This is a genomic window from Streptomyces uncialis (assembly GCF_001905345.1).
GTDB lineage: Bacteria > Actinomycetota > Actinomycetes > Streptomycetales > Streptomycetaceae > Streptomyces > Streptomyces uncialis.
Genome location: NZ_LFBV01000001.1, coordinates 1,344,524 through 1,365,428, shown reverse-complemented (window position 1 = coordinate 1,365,428; position 20,905 = coordinate 1,344,524). Strand labels below are relative to the sequence as shown.

20 protein-coding genes are annotated in these 20,905 nt (G+C 72.2%); 9 read left to right on the top strand and 11 right to left on the bottom strand.

The genetic code is table 11. The annotated features are described in order from the left end of the window. Positions 1-39: 39 nt before the first annotated feature. A complete protein-coding gene (gene greA, locus AB852_RS05885; RefSeq protein ID WP_073784249.1) occupies positions 40-537 on the top strand; it encodes a transcription elongation factor GreA in 498 nt (165 codons plus the stop codon). 66 nt (positions 538-603) lie between these two features. Here the strand turns inward: greA and AB852_RS05880 are convergent, their stop codons facing one another. Then, positions 604-1,257, bottom strand: a complete 654-nt coding sequence (locus AB852_RS05880) for a GntR family transcriptional regulator (protein WP_073785503.1) — start codon at positions 1,255-1,257, stop codon at positions 604-606. Beyond that, positions 1,155-1,892: a GntR family transcriptional regulator gene (locus AB852_RS05875; protein WP_073784246.1), complete on the bottom strand. Its 738-nt coding sequence runs from the start codon at positions 1,890-1,892 to the stop codon at positions 1,155-1,157. Before AB852_RS05875 ends, AB852_RS05880 begins: the two co-directional genes overlap by 103 nt. A gap of 121 nt (positions 1,893-2,013) precedes the next feature. On the opposite strand from AB852_RS05875, the gene AB852_RS05870 reads away from it, so the two are divergent. Further along, the gene (locus AB852_RS05870; protein WP_073784244.1) at positions 2,014-2,631 is read left to right on the top strand and encodes a hypothetical protein; all 618 of its coding nucleotides are present in this window, start codon (positions 2,014-2,016) and stop codon (positions 2,629-2,631) included. Positions 2,632-2,667: 36 nt separating this feature from the next. Here the strand turns inward: AB852_RS05870 and AB852_RS05865 are convergent, their stop codons facing one another. The 3 genes from AB852_RS05865 to ilvA form a co-directional block, all read right to left on the bottom strand. Continuing rightward, a complete protein-coding gene (locus AB852_RS05865; RefSeq protein ID WP_073784241.1) occupies positions 2,668-3,519 on the bottom strand; it encodes an ABC transporter permease in 852 nt (283 codons plus the stop codon). After that, positions 3,516-4,571: an ATP-binding cassette domain-containing protein gene (locus AB852_RS05860; protein ID WP_073784239.1), complete on the bottom strand. Its 1,056-nt coding sequence runs from the start codon at positions 4,569-4,571 to the stop codon at positions 3,516-3,518. Before AB852_RS05860 ends, AB852_RS05865 begins: the two co-directional genes overlap by 4 nt. Positions 4,572-4,947: 376 nt before the next feature. Then, positions 4,948-6,189, bottom strand: a complete 1,242-nt coding sequence (ilvA, locus tag AB852_RS05855; protein ID WP_073784237.1) for a threonine ammonia-lyase — start codon at positions 6,187-6,189, stop codon at positions 4,948-4,950. 151 nt (positions 6,190-6,340) lie between these two features. Between ilvA and AB852_RS05850 the strand changes: the two genes are divergently transcribed. The 3 genes from AB852_RS05850 (at position 6,341) to AB852_RS39535 (ending at position 7,996) form a co-directional block, all read left to right on the top strand. Continuing rightward, positions 6,341-6,844: a MarR family winged helix-turn-helix transcriptional regulator gene (locus AB852_RS05850; protein ID WP_178390958.1), complete on the top strand. Its 504-nt coding sequence runs from the start codon at positions 6,341-6,343 to the stop codon at positions 6,842-6,844. A 340-nt stretch (positions 6,845-7,184) separates the two neighbouring features. Continuing rightward, the gene (locus AB852_RS39540) at positions 7,185-7,751 is read left to right on the top strand and encodes a sigma factor-like helix-turn-helix DNA-binding protein (protein ID WP_073784223.1); all 567 of its coding nucleotides are present in this window, start codon (positions 7,185-7,187) and stop codon (positions 7,749-7,751) included. Between the two features lie 23 nt (positions 7,752-7,774). Further along, positions 7,775-7,996: a hypothetical protein gene (locus AB852_RS39535; RefSeq protein WP_342748463.1), complete on the top strand. Its 222-nt coding sequence runs from the start codon at positions 7,775-7,777 to the stop codon at positions 7,994-7,996. Positions 7,997-8,814: 818 nt separating this feature from the next. On the opposite strand, the gene AB852_RS05835 is transcribed toward AB852_RS39535, so the two are convergent. After that, entirely contained in the window at positions 8,815-9,969 is a 1,155-nt protein-coding gene (locus AB852_RS05835; protein WP_073784218.1) for a cystathionine gamma-synthase, read from the bottom strand. A gap of 92 nt (positions 9,970-10,061) precedes the next feature. On the opposite strand from AB852_RS05835, the gene AB852_RS05830 reads away from it, so the two are divergent. Then, positions 10,062-11,183, top strand: a complete 1,122-nt coding sequence (locus AB852_RS05830; RefSeq protein WP_073784216.1) for a hypothetical protein — start codon at positions 10,062-10,064, stop codon at positions 11,181-11,183. A gap of 8 nt (positions 11,184-11,191) precedes the next feature. Here AB852_RS05830 and AB852_RS05825 read toward each other — a convergent pair whose 3' ends face one another. Beyond that, positions 11,192-11,785, bottom strand: coding sequence for an HAAS signaling domain-containing protein (locus AB852_RS05825; RefSeq protein WP_073784214.1), 594 nt, complete (start codon positions 11,783-11,785; stop codon positions 11,192-11,194). Beyond that, positions 11,782-12,156 carry a PadR family transcriptional regulator gene (locus tag AB852_RS05820; RefSeq protein WP_073784211.1) on the bottom strand — a complete coding sequence of 125 codons (375 nt, stop codon included), beginning with the start codon at positions 12,154-12,156 and terminating at the stop codon, positions 11,782-11,784. The genes AB852_RS05825 and AB852_RS05820 overlap by 4 nt, the downstream gene beginning before the upstream one ends. A gap of 165 nt (positions 12,157-12,321) precedes the next feature. On the opposite strand from AB852_RS05820, the gene msrA reads away from it, so the two are divergent. Further along, the gene (msrA, locus tag AB852_RS05815; protein WP_073784209.1) at positions 12,322-12,984 is read left to right on the top strand and encodes a peptide-methionine (S)-S-oxide reductase MsrA; all 663 of its coding nucleotides are present in this window, start codon (positions 12,322-12,324) and stop codon (positions 12,982-12,984) included. A 715-nt stretch (positions 12,985-13,699) separates the two neighbouring features. Here msrA and AB852_RS05810 read toward each other — a convergent pair. Continuing rightward, positions 13,700-14,137, bottom strand: a complete 438-nt coding sequence (locus AB852_RS05810) for a hypothetical protein (protein WP_073785499.1) — start codon at positions 14,135-14,137, stop codon at positions 13,700-13,702. A gap of 100 nt (positions 14,138-14,237) precedes the next feature. On the opposite strand from AB852_RS05810, the gene AB852_RS05805 reads away from it, so the two are divergent. Further along, on the top strand, positions 14,238-15,113 hold the full coding sequence (locus AB852_RS05805; protein ID WP_079184317.1) for a helix-turn-helix transcriptional regulator: 876 nt from the start codon (positions 14,238-14,240) through the stop codon (positions 15,111-15,113). 71 nt (positions 15,114-15,184) lie between these two features. Here AB852_RS05805 and AB852_RS05800 read toward each other — a convergent pair whose 3' ends face one another. Continuing rightward, positions 15,185-16,225 (bottom strand): NAD(P)-dependent alcohol dehydrogenase, encoded by a 1,041-nt coding sequence (locus AB852_RS05800; RefSeq protein WP_073784207.1) that lies wholly within the window; start codon positions 16,223-16,225, stop codon positions 15,185-15,187. A 226-nt stretch (positions 16,226-16,451) separates the two neighbouring features. Here AB852_RS05800 and AB852_RS05795 point away from each other — a divergent pair, with 226 nt between their 5' ends. Beyond that, complete coding sequence (locus AB852_RS05795; RefSeq protein ID WP_073784205.1) at positions 16,452-17,336, top strand: helix-turn-helix domain-containing protein; 885 nt, start codon at positions 16,452-16,454, stop codon at positions 17,334-17,336. Positions 17,337-17,445: 109 nt separating this feature from the next. Here AB852_RS05795 and AB852_RS05790 read toward each other — a convergent pair whose 3' ends face one another. Next, positions 17,446-20,793 (bottom strand): S8 family peptidase, encoded by a 3,348-nt coding sequence (locus AB852_RS05790; RefSeq protein WP_245876615.1) that lies wholly within the window; start codon positions 20,791-20,793, stop codon positions 17,446-17,448. Positions 20,794-20,905 lie beyond the last annotated feature (112 nt).

Here is a 20,905-nt window from a genome sequence, read left to right as displayed (position 1 = left end):
GCGATGCTTTGTATTCCCAGTACCGACGAGGAGCACCTTGTGACCCAGACCAGTGAGAGCGTCACCTGGCTTACGCAGGAGGCGTACAACCAGCTCAAGGCCGAGCTGGAGTACCTGTCTGGTCCCGCGCGCACCGAGATCGCCAAGAAGATCGAGGCGGCTCGTGAGGAGGGGGACCTGCGGGAGAACGGCGGGTACCACGCGGCCAAGGAGGAGCAGGGGAAGCAGGAGCTCCGGGTGCGCCAGCTCACCCAGCTCCTGGAGAACGCGAAGATCGGCGAGACCCCGCCGGACGACGGCATCGTCGAGCCCGGCATGGTCGTCACGATCGCCTTCGACGGCGACAAGGACGACACGCTCACCTTCCTGATGGCCTCGCGTGAGTACGCCACGTCCGACATCGAGACGTACTCTCCGCAGTCCCCGCTGGGCAAGGGCGTCAACGGCAAGAAGGTCGGCGAGGTGGCGAGCTACGAACTGCCGAACGGCAACCTCGCGTCGGTGACGGTCCTGGCGGCGAAGCCGTACACGGGCTGACCCCACACACGGTACGAGGGCCCCGGGCGACGTTTCCCGGGGCCCTCGCGCTGCCCGGCCACCGCCTCACGCCTCGAAGTCGTACTCCAGGACGTACGCGGCGGAGTCGAGCGTCATCTCGTTCACCTCGACGGCCCGCCCGTCCGCGCCGAAGGCGGTCCGGCAGATCAGCACCACGGGTGTGCCGGAGCCGAGCCCGAGCCGTGCGGCCTCGTCCTGGGTCGGCATCCGGGAACGGATCTCCTCCCGGAACCGGACAGGCCCGTGCCCCAGCTCGGCGAGCCGGGCGTAGCTGCCACCGGGTCCGGTGTCGTCCCGGGTGATCGCGGAACCGGCCACGAGATCGGCCGGAAAGTACGAGCTGGCGAGGAGGACGGGTTTCCCGTCGAGGACGAACCGCCGCCCGCGCGCGAGCACGTCCGCCCCGGCCTCCAGCCCCAGTACCCGCGCCACGTGCACGGGAGCGCGCTCCACCCGCACGACGAGCTGCTCGACGACGAGCTCCCGCTCCCCGACATCCCCGTCCCACACGGACCGCCCGGCCCCCCACCCGTCCCGCGCGAGCCGGGTGATCCCGCGTCGTCGCAGTTCAGGTCCCATCAGCCAACTCCTCCCGGTCACGGCATGTCGTACTCGGCCGTGAGGTCGCGGTCGGGGCCGAGGAGGTCCGTCGCGTACTCGGTGACCGTGCCGTGCTGGTCCCAGTAGTGGTTGGTCCAGGCGAGGACCGGGGTGCCGGGCGGGACGTCCAGGAACGGCGCCGCCTCGTCCGGGACCCGCCGCACCGCGACGGCGTCGCGCCTGCGGACCGCGCGGCGTCCGGTGCGTTCCTCGATCAGTCCGAACGTCATCGTCGGCAGCGGTTCGGGGACGAGGAGTTCCGGGGCGCCCGCGGCGAACTCCCCGGGCAGCCACGAGGTCGACAGGGCGATGACGCCCTCGTCGTCCACATATCTGCGCTGCCGCCTGACGACCGGCTCGCCCACCGCCAGCCCGAGCGCCTCGGCGACATCGGCGGGTGCGGGTTCGAGCCCGGCGCCCAGAACCTCGACCCGCTCCCCGGGCCGCACCGCACTCCCGCCGGCCCGCAGCAACCGCAGCCGGTCGGGCCCGGTCGTCTGTTTGTGCCCGAGGTCCACGAACGTGCCCTGGGTCGAGGAACGGACGTACCCCTCCGCCTGGAGCTGCTTGACGCCCTTGGCTGCCGTGGCGGTCGCGACACCCCACTCGGTGGAGATCTCCGCGATGGACGGCAGCTTCTCCCCCTGGGCGATCTCCCCATCGACGATCCGCTGCCGGAAGTGGTTCGCGATCTGTATGAACGGCGGCAGCTCACGCCGCACCTGCGGTGCCATGTCGCCTCCCGTATTCGTTTGCTAGTCCGCAGAGAAGGCTACTCCTGAGCCCCACTTGACGGGCGTAAGCTAGCACACGCATAGTTCTTGCGTACTAGCTCACGTAGACCAAGGAGCCGTCATGCCGTCAGAGGAAGCGCGGTGCCGCCCAAGCCTGGTCCCGTACATCACGGCCTGGAGTTCCGAGCGGACGCAACGGCCGCCCGTGATCGTCCGGGGCGCGGGCATCGGCTACGCGGACGAGTCCCCCTACGACCGGGACGGTGACGGCGTCCTGTGGATGCGGGAGTCCGTCAGTCCCGGCCGGGGCAGGCCGGAGTTCGGGCGGGTCCATCTGATGCGGCAGCGCCGGGCGATGCGCAGGCTGCTGTGCCAGGTCTGCGGCCGGGCCGCGGACCGCGACGGCGACGGTGTGCTGTGGCTGCTCGGGGAACACGACGCCGCCGAGCTCACGACCAGCCATCCACCGCTCTGCGTCCCGTGCGCCGCGCAGGCGGCGAGATCCTGCCCGTACCTGCGCGGCGGGTGCACCGCCGTGCGCGCCCGGAGCCGCACACCGATCGGCGTGCACGGCATGGTCTACCGGCCAGGGTTCCCCTTCCCGGTCGCGGAGACGGACGGCGGTGTGCTCTACGGCGACGAACGCATCCGCTGGACACGGGCCGCGCAGCTCATCGTCCGGCTGGCGGAGGTGACCGTGGTGGAGCTGCACACGGGTGTGCCCGCCGCGCGGCGATGAGCCGAGCGACGGGCACAGGGACGAGGAACCCTCCGGTCAGGAAGCCGCGTCGCGGTACTTGCGGACGGCCAGGGTGCGGAAGACGACGATGATCAGGACGGACCAGATCAGGGACGCCCAGACGGGGTGCTGCATGGGCCAGGCCGGGGAGTCGACCACGCCCGGGTTGCCGAAGAGTTCGCGGCAGGCCTGGACGGTCGCGCTGAACGGGTTCCAGTCCGCGACATGCTGGAGCCACGGGGTCATCTGGCTGGAGTCCACGAACGCGTTCGAGATGAACGTGACCGGGAAGAGCCAGATCAGCCCGCCCGAGGTCGCCGCCTCGGGGGTGCGGACCGAGAGGCCGATCAGGGCGCCGATCCAGGAGAAGGCGTAGCCGAGCAGAAGCAGCAGCGCGAACGCCGCCAGCGTCTTCAGGATGCCCTCGTGGGCGCGCCAGCCCACCAGGAGGGCGACGACCACCAGGACGACGACGGTGAGCGCCGTCTGGACCAGGTCCGCGAGGGTGCGGCCGGTGAGGACCGCGCCGCGTGACATGGGCAGCGAGCGGAAGCGGTCGACGAGGCCCTTGTGCATGTCGTCCGCGATCCCGGCGCCCGCGCCGGCCGTCGCGAAGGTGACGGTCTGCGCGAAGATGCCCGCCATCAGGAACTCGCGGTACACCTGCGGGCTGGTGTCGCCCGCGACGCTCACCGAGCCGCCGAAGACATAGCTGAACAGCACGACGAACATCACCGGCTGGATCAGGCCGAACAGCACGATCTCGGGGATCCGGGTCATCCGGATCAGGTTTCTGCGGGCGATCACCAGGGAGTCCCGGACGGACTGGACGACGCCCCCGGAGCCCTTCGGCGCGGCGGGCCGCACCGTTTCGGTCGCTGCGCTCATCGGCCCGTCTCCTCGTCGGTCGTGGCGGTCGGGGTCACCGGTTCCATGGGCAGCCGGGGCCGCTGCCCCTCGCCCGGCCTCGGCGGGGAGTCGGGGCCGCCGCTCTCACCGGCCTCGGCCGCGTGTCCGGTGAGGGAGAGGAACACGTCGTCCAGGGTGGGGCGGCGCAGTCCGATGTCGTCGATCTCGATGCCGCGGGAGTCGAGTTCGCGGATGACCTCGGCGAGCAGCTTGGCACCGCCGTCGACCGGGACGGTGAGCTTGCGGGTGTGCTGCTCGGTGCTCACCTCGCCCTTGCCGAGCGCGGCGAGCACCCCGGACGCGGTGGTCATGTGCTCGCGCTCGTGGACGACGACCTCGACGCGTTCCCCGCCGGTGCGGGCCTTGAGCTGGTCGGAGGTACCGCGGGCGATGACCTTGCCGTGGTCGACCACGCAGATGTCGTGCGCGAGGTGGTCGGCCTCCTCCAGGTACTGGGTGGTGAGCAGCAGCGTCGTACCGCCCGCGACGAGTTCCTGGATGACCTCCCACAGGGCCAGCCGGTTACGGGGGTCGAGTCCGGTGGTCGGCTCGTCCATGAACATCACGGGCGGCGAGACGACGAGCGCGGCGGCGAGGTCGAGCCGGCGGCGCATACCGCCGGAGTACGTCTTGGCGGTGCGGTCGGCGGCGTCCGCGAGCCCGAAGCGCTCCAGGAGTTCATCGGCGCGGACCTTGGCGGCCTTCGACTTCAGCTGGTAGAGCTGGCCGACCATACGGAGGTTCTCGCGGCCGGTCAGATACTCGTCGACGGCGGCGAACTGGCCGGAGAGGCCGATCGAGCGCCGGACGTCGTTGGGGTTCTTGAGGACGTCGATGCCCGCGACGACCGCGCGGCCGCTGTCCGGGCGGAGCAGGGTGGTCAGACAGCGCACCGCGGTGGTCTTCCCCGCGCCGTTCGGGCCGAGCAGGCCGAGGACGGTGCCTTCGGGGACGTCGAGGTCGACCCCGTCCAGCGCTCTGACATCGCCGAAGGTCTTCACGAGACCTTCCGCGTGGATGGCGGCCGGCATGTGGTTTCTCCCAGTGGTCCGGTCGCCCCCGGGCAGGCGGGCGACTCGTTCAAGACAGTCAAATTTGCCGGATTTGTCGCTATATGTACAGCCGTGCGGAATCCGGGCAGCGACGGCTCGGGCCCGCGCCGGGCGGACCGAAGGCCACACCATAACGCGATGTATCGCGTCTCTCAACGGATTTCACCGAAGTCGGTACGGGGCCTCGGGGCGGGGGGAGGACGGGGTACGGGATGGGCGTCCGGGACGGGTGGGGCCGGGCGTCCGGGACCGGCGGGGGCGGGCGCGTGGGATGGGCTCGGGCAGGTGCGGGGGATGGGCTCGGGCAGGTGCGGGCGGGCTCCGGGGAGACGCCCGCGCCCGTACCCCCCCGGGGTCACTCGATGATCGTGTAGGAGGCCGTCCGCAGGGCGTCACGGACCTCGTCGCAGTGGTCGGGGCCCTTGGTCTCCAGATGCAGCTCCACCTCCGCCTCCGTCAGCCCGAGCCGCGGATCGGTACGCACATGGCTCACGTCCAGGACATTGGCGTCGGCCTCCGACAGGACGCCCAGCAGCGTGGCGAGCGCCCCCGGCCGGTCGGTGAGCCGCAGCCGGACCGCGAGATAACGGCCCGCCGCGGCCATCCCGTGCCGCAGGATGCGCTGCATCAGCACCGGATCGACGTTCCCCCCGGACAGCACCGCCACCACCGGCCCAGTGAACGCCCCGGGGTCACCGAGCAGCGCGGCCACCGGCGCCGCGCCCGCCGGTTCCACCACCATCTTGGCCCGCTCCAGACACAGCAGCAGCGCGCTCGACAGCTCGTCCTCGGAGACCGTCCGCACCTCGTCCACCAGCTCCGCGACGATCCGGAACGGGACACCGCCCGGCCGCCCCACCTTGATCCCGTCGGCCATCGTCGCCTGGTGCCGGATCGACACCGGCCGTCCCGCCGCCAGCGAGGGCGGATACGCCGCCGCGCCCGCGGCCTGCACCCCCACGATCCGCACATCCGGGCGCAGCGCCTTCACCGCCACCGCGATCCCCGCGGCGAGCCCGCCACCGCCCATCCCGACCACGATGGTCCGCACCTCGGGGCACTGCTCCAGGATCTCCAGCCCGACGGTGCCCTGACCCGCGACGATGTCCCGGTGGTCGAACGGGTGGATGAACACCGCGCCCGTCCGCTCCGCGTGCTCCTGCGCCGCGGCCAGCGCCTCGTCGACGACCTGACCATGGAGCCTCACCTCCGCGCCGTACTCCCGGGTCGCCGCGATCTTCGGGAGCGGTGCCCCCAACGGCATGAACACGGTAGAACGCACCCCGAGGAGCGCCGACGCGTGCGCGACCCCCTGCGCGTGGTTGCCCGCGCTGGCCGCGACGACCCCCGCCGCGCGCTCCTCCGGCAGCAGACCCGCGATCCGCACGTACGCGCCGCGCACCTTGAACGAACCCGTCCGCTGGAGGTTCTCGCACTTGAGCCGGACCGGGGCGCCCACCAGCGCCGACAGATGACGGCTTCCCTCTATCGGGGTCATCCGGGCGACCCCCGCGAGCATCTTCCGGGCACCGCTCACGTCGTCGAGCGTGACGGGCTGGTCGACGGGGAGAAAGGAGTCAGCGGCGGGGTAGCTCATGACGCAAGTCTCGCAGCTCACACCGTCCGCGCCCCGGGGCGCCGCCGGTTTCTCCAGCGCCCGTACGGGGGGCCGTTCTCCCGCGTACTCTGTCCCCCAATTCTTTCCCCACGCATGAAGTGAGCCTCCGGCCATGCCCACAACACCAGAAATGTCGATGGACATGATGACCTCCGGCGACACCGGTCTTCTCGACGCCCTCCAGCACGAAGTGGCGCTCTTCGCCCGCCGTGCCGAACAGACCCGCCTCGGCGGGGTGGGGCAGGTGCGCAACTCGATGGACCGCGCCGCCTATCTGCTGCTCAACCGCCTTGACAAGGAAGGACCGATGGGGGTCAAAGCGCTGGCCGCCAGTATGGGTATCGACTCCTCGACCGTGACCCGCCAGGTCGCGCCGCTCGTCGACACCGGACTGGTGAAACGCACGTCGCACCCCGAGGACGGCCGCGCGGTCGTCCTCCAGCTCTCCCCGCGCGGCCAGGGCCGGTTGGAGGAGGTGCGCTGCTCCCGCCGGGAGCTGATGGCCCAGTTGACCGACGAGTGGGAACCGGTCGAACGCGAACAGTTCTGCGCCCTCCTCACCCGTTTCAACACCGCCCTGTCCGCCCGGATGGCCGCGCCCGCACCCGGCACGGATCCCGTGACCGAATCCTGAACCGCCCCGCCCCCGGACCGGGCAGCGCCCACCGGCGCGCGTGACGCACCGCCGGGCAACTCCCGTCCGTACGGGCTGAGTCACCCCCGTCCACCCATCCACCCGCCCCGGGTTCTCGCCGCCCGACCGTCCGGAGCCGACGCCGACTGGACCCGGACATCCGTCGAACAGAACCCGGGCCCCGAACCCCGGGGGCCACGCGGATCCCCGCCCCGCCCCCGGAGCCGTACGCACTCTTGACCCCGGCCCCGTCCCTGCCCCGATAGTGGGAGCGGGGCGCGTACCGGTGCCCCGTACGACATGGCCCCGCCGAGGGCCGCACGCGGGGTCGGGAGGCGCGATGCGCACACGGCACACGAGCCGTGACGCCCGCCGGGAACGGGAGTTCGCGGCGTTCGTCGCGGGCGCCGCCCCCCGGCTGCTGCACACCGCGGCCCTGCTCACCGCCGAACCCCCCGACGCCCCGGTCCCCCGCGCGCGGGCCCTGCTCACGCACGCCCTCGCCCACACCTACGCCGACTGGGACGGGCTGCGCGGCGACGACCCGTACGACCACGCCCGCGGCCGTCTCGTCACCCGCTACGACCGTGACAGCTGGCATCCCCGCGCACCCCGCCACCACCCGCCGCCCGCCCCGGGCGGCGTCCTCGCCGCGCTCGGCCCGCGCGAGCGGCTCGTGCTCGTGCTGCGGCTGCACGAAGGGGTCGCCGAGGAGCAGATCGCGGCGCTGCTCGGGCTGTCCGCGGAGCGGGTCCGGGTGCTCTGCGCGCGGGCGGTGGCCACGGTGCTGGGCCCTCGGGCCGGGCGGGGCGTGCCGGGGGGTGCCGTCAGGACGGCGGGTGCGGGTTCCGGGGCCGGTGCGGGTGCGGGTGCCGGTGCGGGTGCCGGTGCGGGCGGCCCTCGGTGAGCGGCGACCGCAAGGAGGACGCCGTGCGGCGGCTCCTGGCGGGTGGGGCGCCGGTGGTGCCGACCGGGCTGTGCGGGGACGCGGTGCGGCGCGGGGGGCGGGTGCGGGGGCGGCGGCGGGTCGTTCGGCGGGTGCTGTGGCTGTTGGTGCTCGGCTTCGCGGTGGCGTTCGTGGTGTGGGCGTCGTTGGTCCGCCCCTGGTCGGTCCCGCCCTCGGTGACGACCCCGCCCCTCACCGGTTGGTGACCCGGTTCGGGGGTCGCCTTCGCCTGCGGCCCCGAGGTCTGTCCGGCTGGGCGTACTTCGTTCCTGTGCTGTCGTTCGTGGGTTTCGCGCAGTTCCCCGCGGGTCGCCTTCGCTTGCGCTCCCCAGGTCTGTCCGGCGTGGCGTACTTCGTTCCTGTGCCGTCGCTCGGTGGGTTTGCGCAGTTCCCCGCGCCCCTTTGGGGCGCCATCTGCTTGTTCTTCGGGTCGGGGCCGGTCGGGATTCTCCGTCCTCGATCCGACACGCTCGGTACGACGTGACCTTGCCCGACTAAAGAGCATCGGAGTCTGCGAGCAGAGATTCCCGCCCACCCCCTCCCGTAGTCCGGCGAGTCCGCGAGGAGGGTGGTTCCGCAAGCAAAGGCCCGCACCTGACCGACAGCCTGAAGAGGCGCCCCCAAAGGGGCGCGGGGAACTGCGCAAAAGACGAGGGCCGACCCTCACCCGGCGAACGACCGCAAAAGGGCAGCATCCAGGGGCGCGGGGAACTGCGCACCCACGAACGTACCCGCACGGGAACAGGTACGCCCAGGTGGGGAACCCCAGGGGCGCGGGGAACTGCGCAAAAACGAGGACCGGCCCGCACCCGAAAAGCGACCGCAAGAGGGCAGCATCCAGGGGCGCGGGGAACTGCGCACCCACGAACGACCCGCACCGGGACAAGTGCGCCCAGCACAGGAAACCCAGAAGCGCGAGCGAAGGCGACCCGTGGGGAACTGCGCACCCCCGGACGTACCCGTACGGGGACAGGTACGTCCGGCTGCGGGTACTCCGGGGGCGCCGGCGAAGACGGGGACGCCGTCAGCCCAGTGCGCGCTGGAGGTCGGCGAGAAGATCGTCCGCGTTCTCGATGCCGACCGAGAGCCGGACGAGATCCCCGGGCACCTCCAGCGCGGACCCCGCGACCGACGCGTGCGTCATCCGCCCCGGGTGCTCGATCAGCGACTCGACCCCGCCCAGCGACTCCCCGAGGGTGAACAGCTCGGCCCGGTCGCACACCGCGACCGCCGCCTCCTCGCCCCCGGCGACCTGGAAGGACACCATCCCCCCGAACCGCTTCATCTGCTTCGCGGCGATCTCGTGCCCCGGGTGCTCGGGCAGCCCCGGGTACAGCACCTTCGTCACCCGCGGATGCCGCGTCAGCATGTCCGCGACCCGGGTCGCGTTCTCGCTGTGCCGGTCCATCCGCACGGCCAGCGTCTTGATGCCGCGCAGCACGAGCCAGGAGTCGAAGGGCCCGGCGACCGCGCCCATCGCGTTCTGGTGGTACGCCAGCTCCTCCGCGAGCGCGGGATCGGAGGCGATCAGCGCGCCGCCGACGACGTCCGAGTGGCCGCCCATGTACTTGGTCAGCGAGTGGACGACGACATCGGCGCCGAGGGCGAGCGGCTGCTGGAGGTACGGCGTCGCGAACGTGTTGTCGACGACGAGCCGTACCCCGGTCTCCCGGGCGATCTGCGCCAGCACGGGGATGTCGGTGATGCCGAGCAGCGGGTTGGAGGGCGTCTCCACCCAGATCGCCTTGGTGCGCGGGGTGACGGCCGCGCGGACCGCGTCGGGCTCGGAGGTGTGCGCGACGGAGAACTCCACGCCCCAGCGCGCGGCGACCTTCGCGAAGAGCCGGAAGGTGCCGCCGTACGCGTCGTCGGGGATCACGACATGGTCGCCGGGCGCGAGCAGCGTCCGCAGCAGACAGTCCTCGGCGGCGAGCCCGGAGGCGAACGCCAGCCCCCGTACCCCGCCCTCCAGCGCGGCGAGGTTCTCCTCCAGGGCGGTCCGGGTCGGGTTCGCGCTGCGGCTGTACTCGTAGCCGCCGCGCAGCCCCCCGACGCCGTCCTGCTTGAACGTGGAGACCTGGTGGATCGGGGGGACCACCGCGCCGGTGAGGGGATCGGCGGTGTTCCCCGCGTGGATCGCGACGGTCTCGAAGGAATGCGTGGTGTGCGAGTCGCTCATGGACACCGAGCGTAATGCGGACGGGCACCGGGCCGTGCCCCGCCATGTGACAGGTTCGCCAATTGTCGGACCCGTCTGGTTCGCTTGTACTCATGGAGATTCTCTGGTTCCTGATGGCGTCGCTCATGCTCGCGGCGGTGCTCACCCCGTTCCTGCGGCGCCGACGCTCGGGAATACAACTGGTGAGCCCGGACGCGCCCGACGCCGCGGACCCGGCGGACTACGGATTCATGCGCGAGGAGCTGCTGGACATCCGGATGCCCGGCCCCGACGAGGACCTGATCGATGTGCTGGACGTCGTGCAGGGCACCCAGGAGTGGCGGGCCGCGTCCCAGCTCCTCGCGGGTACGGAGGCCGGGGGTGAGCGGCGGTGGCAGCGTGTGCAGGCGTTCGCGGGCGCCGCGTCGCTGGAGCTGAGCCGGCGTCCCGGCGGGACGGCCGGGGCCGGGGCGGGCGGCCAGTGGCTGCGCTCCTGGCGGGCGGAGGCGCCGAAGGACGCGGGCGGCGCGGCCGTGCAGGCCGAGTTCCTGGTGCAGCAGGCGTTCCGCACCGCGACGGCCGGGACGGACGAGTTCCGGATCATCCTGGAGGAGGCCCGCGAGGCGTGCGGCCAGGCCGCGCTGCTGGCCCCGGGGGACCCGGTCCCGTACATCATCGAGCTGTCCATCGCGCGGGGCCTCGGCTACCCGCAGGCGGACTTCGAGCAGGTCTGGCTGAAGATCCTCGACCGCGCGCCCGCGCACATGGGGGCGCATCTGTCCGCGCTGCACTACTGGTGCGAGAAGTGGCACGGTTCACGCGCGCAGGCGTACTCCTTCGCGGAGGCCGCCGCCGCCCGTGCCCCGCAGGGCTCCCTGCTGTCGTCGCTGCCGCTCTTCGCGGTGTACGAGCATCTGCCGGAGATCGCCCTGGTCAACGACTTCTACGGCACCGAGGTCGTCCGCAAGGCGATCGAGGGCGCCCTGTTCGCGGCCCACTCCGCCCGCCCCGGTGACCCGATGCTGGCGCACGTCCGGCATCTGCTGGTGTTCTTCCTGGTCCGCTCCGAGCGCTGGGGCGAGGCCATGAACCAGCTCGTCCGGGTGGACGGCCATGTGGGCGCCCTGCCGTGGACGCTGTCCCGGGAACCGGCGGCGGAGTACGCGGTGTACCGCGCGCTGGCCGTCGCGGGCTACGAGGCCAACGGAGGCACCCCGGCGACGCTCTCCCACTGAGCGTTGTCTCAGGCGCGGCGGACCTTCCAGAGCCATACGGCCGTGCCCGCTATCAGGGCGAGCGAGCCCAGGTTGGCCAGGAGGGCCGGGATCTCCGCCACCGCGTGGCCCGAGACCAGGTTCCAGGTCGTGGCGAGGGCGATCGGCACCACAAGGGTGAGCAGTATGCCGGTGGTCTTCTGGACGGCGGTCCAGTGCACCGAGGTGCAGAGCAGCACCGCGCCGGTGAGGCGGAACGCGAAGACGGGGACCACGCCGGGGGTGCCGGACAGGAGCATGGCGAGGGGCGGCGCGAGGGCGAGCATCAGCAGCGGGACCAGAGGATGCACCTTGCCGCGCCGGACGGGCGCGCCGGGCTCGGCACCGCCCCGGCCCGGCGCCCCGTTCCCCGCCTCGGCCAGCGCCGTCGCCGCGATCGTACGGGGGTCCCCCAGCTCCGCGAGGATCTGGCCGATCACGGCGTCGGGACGCTCGGCACGTGTCACCTCGATGTGCTCGGCGAGGTCGGCGAGGAGCTCCTGGCGGCGGTCGGCGGGAAGCGCGCCGGCCTCGCGCCCGACGGCGGAGAGGTAGTCGCGTACGGGGTCGGCGGAAGTCTTCATGCGGGGTCTCCGGTGGGGGGGTGCGGGGTGGTCAGGAAGGTGTCGACGGCGTCGCGGAAGCCGGGCCAGACACGGGTGAACTCATCGAGCGCGGCCCGGCCGCTGTCGGTGAGCGCGTAGTAGCGGCGGGGCGGTCCGGAGGCGGACTCCTGCCAGGTGGTGGTGACCAGGTCGTCCCGGCGGAGCCGGGAGAGCAGGGGGTAGACCGTGCCCTGGCTGGTGGCCAGCGCGCCGGAGTCCTCCAGCGCGTGGAGGAGTTCCACGCCGTAGCGCGGACGTTCCCGCATCAGGGCGAGCACGCAGTACTCCAGGACCCCCTTGCGCAGCTGGGTGGCCGCACGGGCCTGCATGGTCGGATCACCTGGTTCCATGCGATGCAAGATACCTGGTCGGGCAAGGCCCGGGGAAGGGCACCCCCCTGGTCGTCACCGGGCCGTGACCGGGCGGCCCGGCACCGCCGGACCCGCGCCCGGGGAATCACGCGCCGCGCCCGCACGTTGAGACGGGTAGATCAGGTGGCCCTCCGGAGGAGAACCATGTTCCTGCACAGCCGTAACCCGAAGCTGCCGACCCCGGAGCAGGCCCTGAACGGCCGCCCGGAGCCGGTGTTCCAGGTGCCCGCGCGCCACACGGTCCTCGGCAACCCGCTGCTCGGCCCCTACCCCGACGGCCTGGCGACCGCCGATTTCGGGCTGGGCTGTTTCTGGGGCGCGGAGCGCAAGTTCTGGCAGACGGAGGGTGTCTGGACGACCCTCGTCGGCTACCAGGGCGGCTACACCGAGCACCCGACGTACGACGAGGTGTGCTCGGGCATGACCGGCCACACCGAGGCCGTCCGCGTGGTGTACGACCCCTCCGTGGTGTCGTACGAGTCCCTGCTCAAGCTCTTCTGGGAGTCCCACGACCCCACCCAGGGCTTCCGCCAGGGCAATGACGTGGGCACCCAGTACCGCTCCGCGATCTACCCCCACACGCCCGAGCAGGCCGCCGCGGCCGACCGCTCCCGCGACCGCTACCAGGAGGTCCTCACGGCCTCGGGGCTCGGCGGCATCACCACGGAGATCCTGCCCGCGGAGGGCCGGGTCTTCTATCCGGCCGAGGCACCCCACCAGCAGTACCTCGCGAAGAACCCGAACGGCTACTGCGGTATCGGCGGCACCGGCGTCTCCTGCCCGATCGGCGTGGCCTCCGCGGAGTAGCGGGTCGCCTTCGCTTGCGCTTTTGAGGTCTGTCCGGCTGGGCGTACTTGTCCCCGCACAGGTCGCTCGTCGGGTGCGCAGTTCCCCGCGCCCCTGGATGCTGCCCCATTGCGGTCGTACTTCAGGTGCGGGCCTGCCCTCGTTTTCGCGCAGTTCCCCGCGCCCCTGAGGTGCTGCCCCATTGCGGTCGTACTTCGGGTGCGGGCCTGCCCTCGTTTTCGCGCAGTTCCCCGCGCCCCTGAAGGGGCGCCCAACTGGGGCTGTCCTCCCTCTGCGGGCTGTCAGCGACCGGGGCCGGGGTTCAAACCCCTCTCCTCGCGCAGTCGCCGGACTCACGCAAGGGGGTGGGCGGGAATCTCTGCCCGCAGACTCCGATGCTCTTCAGCAGAGCCACTTCACGTCCGACCGAGCGCGTTGGAGCGAGGACGGAGAATCCCGACCGGCCCCGACCCGAAGAACAAACAGAACGCGCCCCAAAGGGGCGCGGGGAACTGCGCAAAAGACGAGGGCGGAGCCGCACCCGAAGAACAACACCAGACAGGCAGCGCCCCCACAGGGGCGCGGGGAACTGCGCAGGACGAGGACCGGGCCGCACCCGAAGAACGACGGACAGGGGCAGCACCCAGGGGCGCGGGGAACTGCGCACCCACCGAGCGACCCGTACCGGACAAGTGCGTTCCGCCGGACAGACCTCAAAAGCGCAAGCCGAACGCGGTCAACGGCCGTCCGGCGTAGGCCGGTGCTCCACGTACTCCACTATCAGGCCGTCCCGGTGGCGCGCGGTGAACCCCGACCCCGTAGGGACCGACTGCAACGGGCTGACGATCTCCGCCCCCTCCGCTTCGAGCCGCTCCAGAAACGCCCGCGCCGAATCGACCAGGAGGGTTCCCGAGGTGGACCGGAACGGCGCCACCAAATCGTCCGCGCCCTCGATGAGCAGGAAGCCGCCGACGGCCGCAAGCGCGAGCCCCTTCTCCGGGTAGGTGAACCACATGTCGCGGGCGACGCCGAGCAGCCGTTCGTAGGACGCGGTGACCTGCTCCAGCGTGCCCGGCGGGGTGAACACCCGCAGGAACACCCGGGGTTCGACAAGGCCGGAGGAGTCGTTCGAGCGGCGCCGCATGACGCCGCCGGCGGAGGGATGCTGTGTCATGGACCCCAGGTTCCCGGCCACCGCGCCGGACGACCAGTCGTCCGCTCGTACGGTGACCACAGGTCATAGGCAACGGCGCCGCGCGGCCTACCCTCGGCGTATGACGTCCCCCGCGCCAGTCCCCGCGCCGACCCCGGACCGGGATACCGCACCGACCCCGGACCGGGGTCCCGCCGGCACCCCCGCCCTGCGCCGCCGCGAACTGGGCGGCTTCCTGCGGGCCCACCGCGAACAGCTCGCACCCCAAGAGGTCGGACTGCCCAGCGGGCCCCGGCGCCGCACCCCGGGACTGCGCCGCGAGGAGGTCGCCGCGCTCTCGGGGGTCGGGGTCGCCTGGTACACCTGGCTGGAACAGGGGCGGGTGGAGACGTCCCGTGCCGTACTGGAGGCGGTGAGCCGGACGTTGCGGCTCGGCACCGAGGAACGCGGGCACGTCCTGCGGCTCGCCGGATACACCGCACCGCCGCCGGACGGCGAGGACGCCCCGGACCAGGTGCCCGGCGCACTGCGCCGCATGATCGGCGCCTGGCCCCGTTCACCCGCGCTGGTGCTGGACACCGTCCTCGGGATCGCCGCGTGGAACACCGCGTGGACGGAGGTCTGGCCCGATCCGGGGGCGGTCCCCGCGGCGGACCGGAATCTGCTGCTCCTGCTGATCGGGGACCCGGCGCATCAACGCGTGCTGCCCGACTGGGAGCCCGTGGTGATCGATCTGCACCGGCACTTCCGGGGCACCGCCGACACGGGACCCGCCGGACGCGGGGTGCGGGAGCTGGGGGAACGCCTGCGGACCGTCCGGCCCGATCTGGCGCACTGGTGGGGATGCCGGACCATGGGCAGCTTCGCGCCCCGCACCGTACGGCTCACCGCGCCGGAGGCCGGGGCGCCACCGGCGTCGTACGAACTCACCCTGCTGGCGCCCGGGGTGGCAGGCGGAACACACAGCGTCCTTGTCCAGACACCGGTGGAACGCTGAGCGCAACAGCAGAACACCCACCGCACGGACGGGCGGCGGGGGATGCACCGCCGCCGCCCGTCCGGACACCGTCAGAGGGTGGCCGTGTCGATCACGAAGCGGTAGCGGACGTCCGAGCGGAGCACCCGCTCGTACGCGTCGTTGATCTGGTGCGCCTCGATCAGTTCGATCTCCGAGCCGATGCCGTGCTCCGCGCAGAAGTCCAGCATCTCCTGGGTCTCCCGGATACCGCCGATGTTGGAACCGGCGAGGGTCTTGCGGCCCATCAGCAGGGAGAACAGGTTGAGGCTGACCGGCTCCTCGGGGGCGCCCACGTTCACCAGCGCGCCGTCGGTGCGCAGCAGCGACAGGTACCGGTCGAAGTCCAGCGGCGCGGAGACCGTGGAGACGATCAGGTCGAAGCGGTCGCGCAGTTCCTCGAACGTCGCCGGGTCGCTGGTGGCGTGGTAGTGGGTGGCACCGAGCCGCAGCCCGTCCTCGCGCTTGCCGAGGGTCTGGCTGAGGACGGTGACCTCGGCGCCCAGGGCGTGCGCGATCCGCACGGCCATGTGCCCGAGACCGCCCATACCGACGACGGCGACCTTCTTGCCGGGCCCGGCGTTCCAGTGGCGCAGCGGGGAGTAGGTGGTGATGCCCGCGCACAGCAGCGGCGCGGCCACGTCGAGCGGAAGGGCGTCGGGGATACGGAGGGTGTAGTTCTCGTCCACGACGATCTGCTTGGCGTAGCCGCCGTAGGTGGGCTCGCCGTCCTTGTGGCGGCCGTTGTACGTGGGGACCGCGCCGCCGGAGCAGTGCTGCTCCAGTCCGGCGCGGCAGTTGTCGCACTCACGGCAGGAGTCGACGAGGCAGCCGACGCCGACCCGGTCCCCGACGGCGAAGCGGGTGACGCCCGGTCCGGTCGCGGCGACCGTCCCGGCTATCTCGTGGCCGGGCACCATCGGGTAGATGCCCTCGCCCCAGCCGTCACGGGCCTGATGGATGTCGGAGTGGCAGATTCCGGCGAAGTGGATGTCGATCAGGACGTCGGACTCGCCGATCGCGCGGCGCTCGACGGTGGTGCGCTCCAGCGGGGCCTTCGCGGAGGGTGCGGCGTAGACGGGGATGGTGGGCATGCCGGGGGTCTCCTCGGTGGTTCGGGTGCACCGGTCCTGCTGTGGTGGGGGTACGCGGTGCCGGTCGGCGGCGCACTCCGGTGCTTGCTGTGTGTGACGTCATGGCCAAGCCTGCCCCGTGTTCGGCCGCGCACCCAGACCACCGCTGTACCTACGTCCCGTGGTCCTACCACCGGCGGGGACAGGCAGCGGCCGGCCGGCCCGGCAGGTCCGTGATACTGGGAGCATGGAACACCTGCCCGAACGCGCGCCCGCGTACGCCACCGCCGAGCCCGCGCTGGACCGGCGGGCCGAGCTGAGCGAGTTCCTGCGCAACCGTCGCGCCCGGCTGAAGCCGGACGACGTGGGGCTGCCGGATTTCGGGCGGCACCGCCGGGTGCCGGGGCTACGGCGGGAGGAGCTGGCGCAGCTCGCGGGGGTGTCGGTGGCGTACTACACCCGCCTCGAACAGGGCAACGGGCGCAATGTGTCGGTGGAGGTGCTGGACTCGATCGCGCGTGCGCTGCGGCTGAGCGACGCGGAGTACTCGCATCTGACGCGTCTCGCGAAGCCGAGGAGCCACAAGAAGCGGCGTGGTGGTACGTGCCCCGACCCGCAGATGCGGCCCGCGCTGCAACGGTTCCTCGACTCGATGGAGGGTGTGCCCGCGTATGTCGCCGGGCGGCGTTCCGATGTGCTCGGCTGGAACGCGCTGGCGGCGGCGCTGTTCACGGACTGGGGCGCGCTGGCTCCGCGGGAGCGGAACTGGGCGCGGTGGGTGTTCCTGGAGCCGCGTTCGCGCGAGGTGTTCGTGGAGTGGGAGGGCAAGGCGACCGACGTGGTGAGCTCGCTGCGGATGGACTCGGGGTGCTATCCGGACGATCCGCTGATGGCGGCGCTGGTGGGTGAGCTGGCGCTGAAGAGCGCGGACTTCCGGCGGCTGTGGGCGGCCCACGACGTGAAGGAGAAGGGGCACGGGGTGAAGAGGTTCCGGCATCCGCGGGTGGGCGAACTGTCGCTGGCGTACGAGGTGTTCCGCCCGGTGGACGATCCGCAGCTGCTGCTGATCACGTACCACCCGGAGCCGGGCTCCCCGTCGGAGGAGGCCCTGCGGGTGCTGGCGGGCATATGACGCCGCCGCGGTCCCGGGGCGGCACCTGAGCGCCCCCGCACCCGCGCCGGAGCACGCGGAAGGGCCCGCCGTACGGTGTGCACGGCGGACCCCGGGTCACTTCACGGAACTACTTCCCGTAGTACGCGTTGTGGATCGACACCGTCGACCCGTTCCCCGCCCGGTCGGTGATCTTCGCGCGGAGCGAGATCCCCTTCCCCGCCGCCGGGTTCTTCACGGACACCTTGCCGCCGGAGACCGTCAGCTTCTTCCAGACGCGTCCCTGGTCGTACGACACATACACCAGCAGCGACTTGAGCTCCCGGCCCGCCGCGGCACCCTGCACCTTCACGGGCACCACCTGCGTACGCCCGGCGGGCACCGTACCGTCGGGCCGTACGACCGCCCCGAACCGTGCCGTGGACACGGGAAGGTGGGTGAGCCGCGCCGTCCGCCTGGACCGGAACGTGAAGCTGGTGTCGATCCGGCTGGAGATCCTCGCGACCCCCGCCTCACGGGTGACGGACGACGTCAGCCGGTACGCCGCGTCCCCCGCCGGAAGCGTGAACTCCTCGCCGGTCAGCGGATCACGGTTCCCGGCGAGCTTCCTGCCCTCGCGGTACAGCGTCGTCCGGGCGGACGTGCGGTCGGAGGCCGGGAAGCCCGCGTGACCCTGCCCGTCGGTGAACAGCGGTATGTAGCCGAACAGGGTGTCACCGTCCCGGCCGACCCCGTACTCGCCGCCGACACGGGGTCCGAAGACACCGACGTTGAACGTCTTGGTGTACGTACGGCCCGCCTTGAACAGCTGCGGCTCGCCGAGCAGCGTCACGGTGTCGAGGACGGGTATGCCGCCCGGGCCGGCCCCCCCGAACTGCTGGACGTCGACGGTCCAGCGGACCTGGTTGGAGGTCGACAGATGCAGCGTCCGGGTGCCGGGCACCGGCTTCGGTATGACGACCTCCGACATACTCCACTGCGTGCCGGCCGCGAAACCCCGCACGACCGGTCCCGCGGTCACGCCGCGGGCGGACGCGCCGACGGCGACCTTCACCGTGGACAGCTCACCGGCCTTGTAGTGCTTGGTGAGCCCGGTCGAGAACTGCTGCGGCGACCCGAGCAGGAGGGTGCTGTACTGGCTGTTGCCCTTGCTCCAGTGACCGTCCCACTGCTGGCTGAGCGAGCCGTCGGTGACCTTCGGCCCGAGGTGCGCGGTGCGGACGTTGCGCAGACTCCTGAAGCCCGTGCCGATCGTCAGGTCCATCTCCGCGTTCGCCACGGTGAAGCTGCCGAGGAAGAGTTCGGCCCGTGCGGCCCGGTCCGGCACCGTGAGGGTCACCGGCTTCGCCTTGCGGGCGTCGACGGTGACCGTGGTGTCCCTGTCCACCCGCAGCTTCGGCTGGACGATCCAGTCGGTGCCCTTGGAGTGGTCGACCGGGTCGGCGGACACCGTGCTGTCGAGCACGTACCCCGACTTGGGCACCCGTACCGTCGCGGTGCCGGACGGATCGGACACGTCGTAGGACAGCCCGTTCGCCGCTCCGGAGATCCCCGTGAGATCGCTCTCGTAGGTCTTCGCGGGCCTGCCGTCCCGGCCGATGGTCCGCACCGTCAGGTCGTACGACTCGACCTCGCGCTCCACCGCCGCGCCGGTACGGACGCTCTGCCCGCCGCCCGTGGCGACCACGTACGCGCTGTACATACCGTCGGCGGTGCCGCCGAGCCGGGTGTCGGCGGTCAGCGCGACGGACGCCGTACCGCCCGCCGGGACGGTGACCTGGGGCTGGGCGAGGGTGAAGAACCCGGCGGGCGCCGGGCGCCCCGCGGGGTCGCGGGCGGTGAGCGCCAGATCGAGGGTGACGTCCTGCCCGCCGAGGTTGCGGTACGTCAGCTGCCGGGTGAGCGGGGTGTCGTCGGTGTGCGGCCAGCGGGCCGTCCCGAAGCCGAGGGACACCGGGTCCGCGACCACCGTCTGGTCGAGCGCCTTGTCGGCCCGCACCCGCCCGCTGCCCTGCTCGAACGGCGAGTACGCGCCGCCCTTCGCGGACGAGGTGAGCGCGGCCTTCAGCTCCGCGTACGACCAGCCCGGGTGCTTCTGCTTCAGCAGCGCGGCGGCGCCCGCCACATGCGGGGTGGCCATCGAGGTGCCGTCGATCGTCAGATAGCCCGCCGGGTCCTGCCCGACGCTCCCGTCGAGGAGGCTGTCGTCCGCCGCGGCGGCCGTGATGCCCACGCCCGGGGCGGTCAGATCCGGCTTGACGGCGCCGTCGCCGGTCCTCGGGCCGGTGCCGGAGAAGTCGGCGAGCGCGTCGCCGCCGTCGACCGCGCCGACGGTGAGTGCGTGGTCGGCGCTGCCCGGTGAATCGATGTTGCGCGGGCCCGCGTTGCCCGCGGCGACGGCGAAGAGGATGCCCTTCTCCGCCGACAGCTTGTTGATCTGCGCCTCCATCGGGTCGACACCCGGGCTGTCGGGGCCGCCGAGGCTGAGATTGACGATGTCGGCGCCCTGCTCGGCCGCCCACTCCATACCGGCGACGACCCCCGAGTCGTCACCGAATCCGTTGTCGCCGAGGACCTTGCCGTTCAGCAGCTTCGCGTCGGGGGCGACCCCCTTGTGCTTGCCGCCCGACTTGGCACCCGTACCGGCCGCGATGGACGCGACATGGGTGCCGTGGCCGTAGCGGTCCTTGGTGTCGGGGGACGGGGTGAAGTTCTTCTCGGCGACGACCTGGGTGCGCAGATCGTCGTGGGTGGTGTCGACGCCGGTGTCCAGCACCGCGATCCGCACGCCCTTGCCGGTCCAGCCCGCGGTCCAGGCCTTCGGTGCGCCGATCTGCGGCACGCTCTTGTCGAGGACGGCCTCACGGACCCCGTCGAGCCAGATCCGGCTCACCCCGGAGGCCGTGTCCCGGCTGCCGTCCCGGCCGCTGGTGACGGCCTCCCACAACCGCGCGGTGTCCTGCTCCGGCGTGGTCAGCGCCTCGGCGTTCAGCGTCTTCAGCGAACGCCGCAGCCGGGTGTCACCGGCCGAACGGACCTCGGCGCGGGCCTGCGCGGCGGCGCCCCGGTAGCCGACGATCACCTTGAGACCCTGTCCTTGGGCCCGGCGGGTGGCGACCCGGGTGAGTTCGGTGATGTCGAACAACCGGCGGTCCAGACGGCCCGATTCGACCAGCCGGACCGCGTCGAGCGGTATGACATGGGTCCGGCCCGCCATGGTCCGGCGCCGCACGGGTATCCCCTCGCGCCCCTCGGCCGCCTCGAACCGGACGACCCGGCCCTCGCCGTCGACGAACACCCGGTCACCGGTGATGAGGGTGACGCGCTGGTCAGGCGCGGACCCGGCGGCCCGCGAGTGGGCCGGGTCCGGGGCGGGCCGCGGGGACGCGGACCGGTCGGTGTCGCCCGGACCCGCCGACGCCGGGGTGGTCAGCCCCGCCGTCAGAACCACCGCCACCGCGGTGGCGAGCGTGGTCACGCGCGCTCTGTTCCATTTTCTGCGCAAGTCTCCCCCTGGAGATGAAGAGCAGCGGACGAACGTCGGTTCATCCGGACGGGGGTGGTCTCGCACACATGGACGTGCCCCCCGG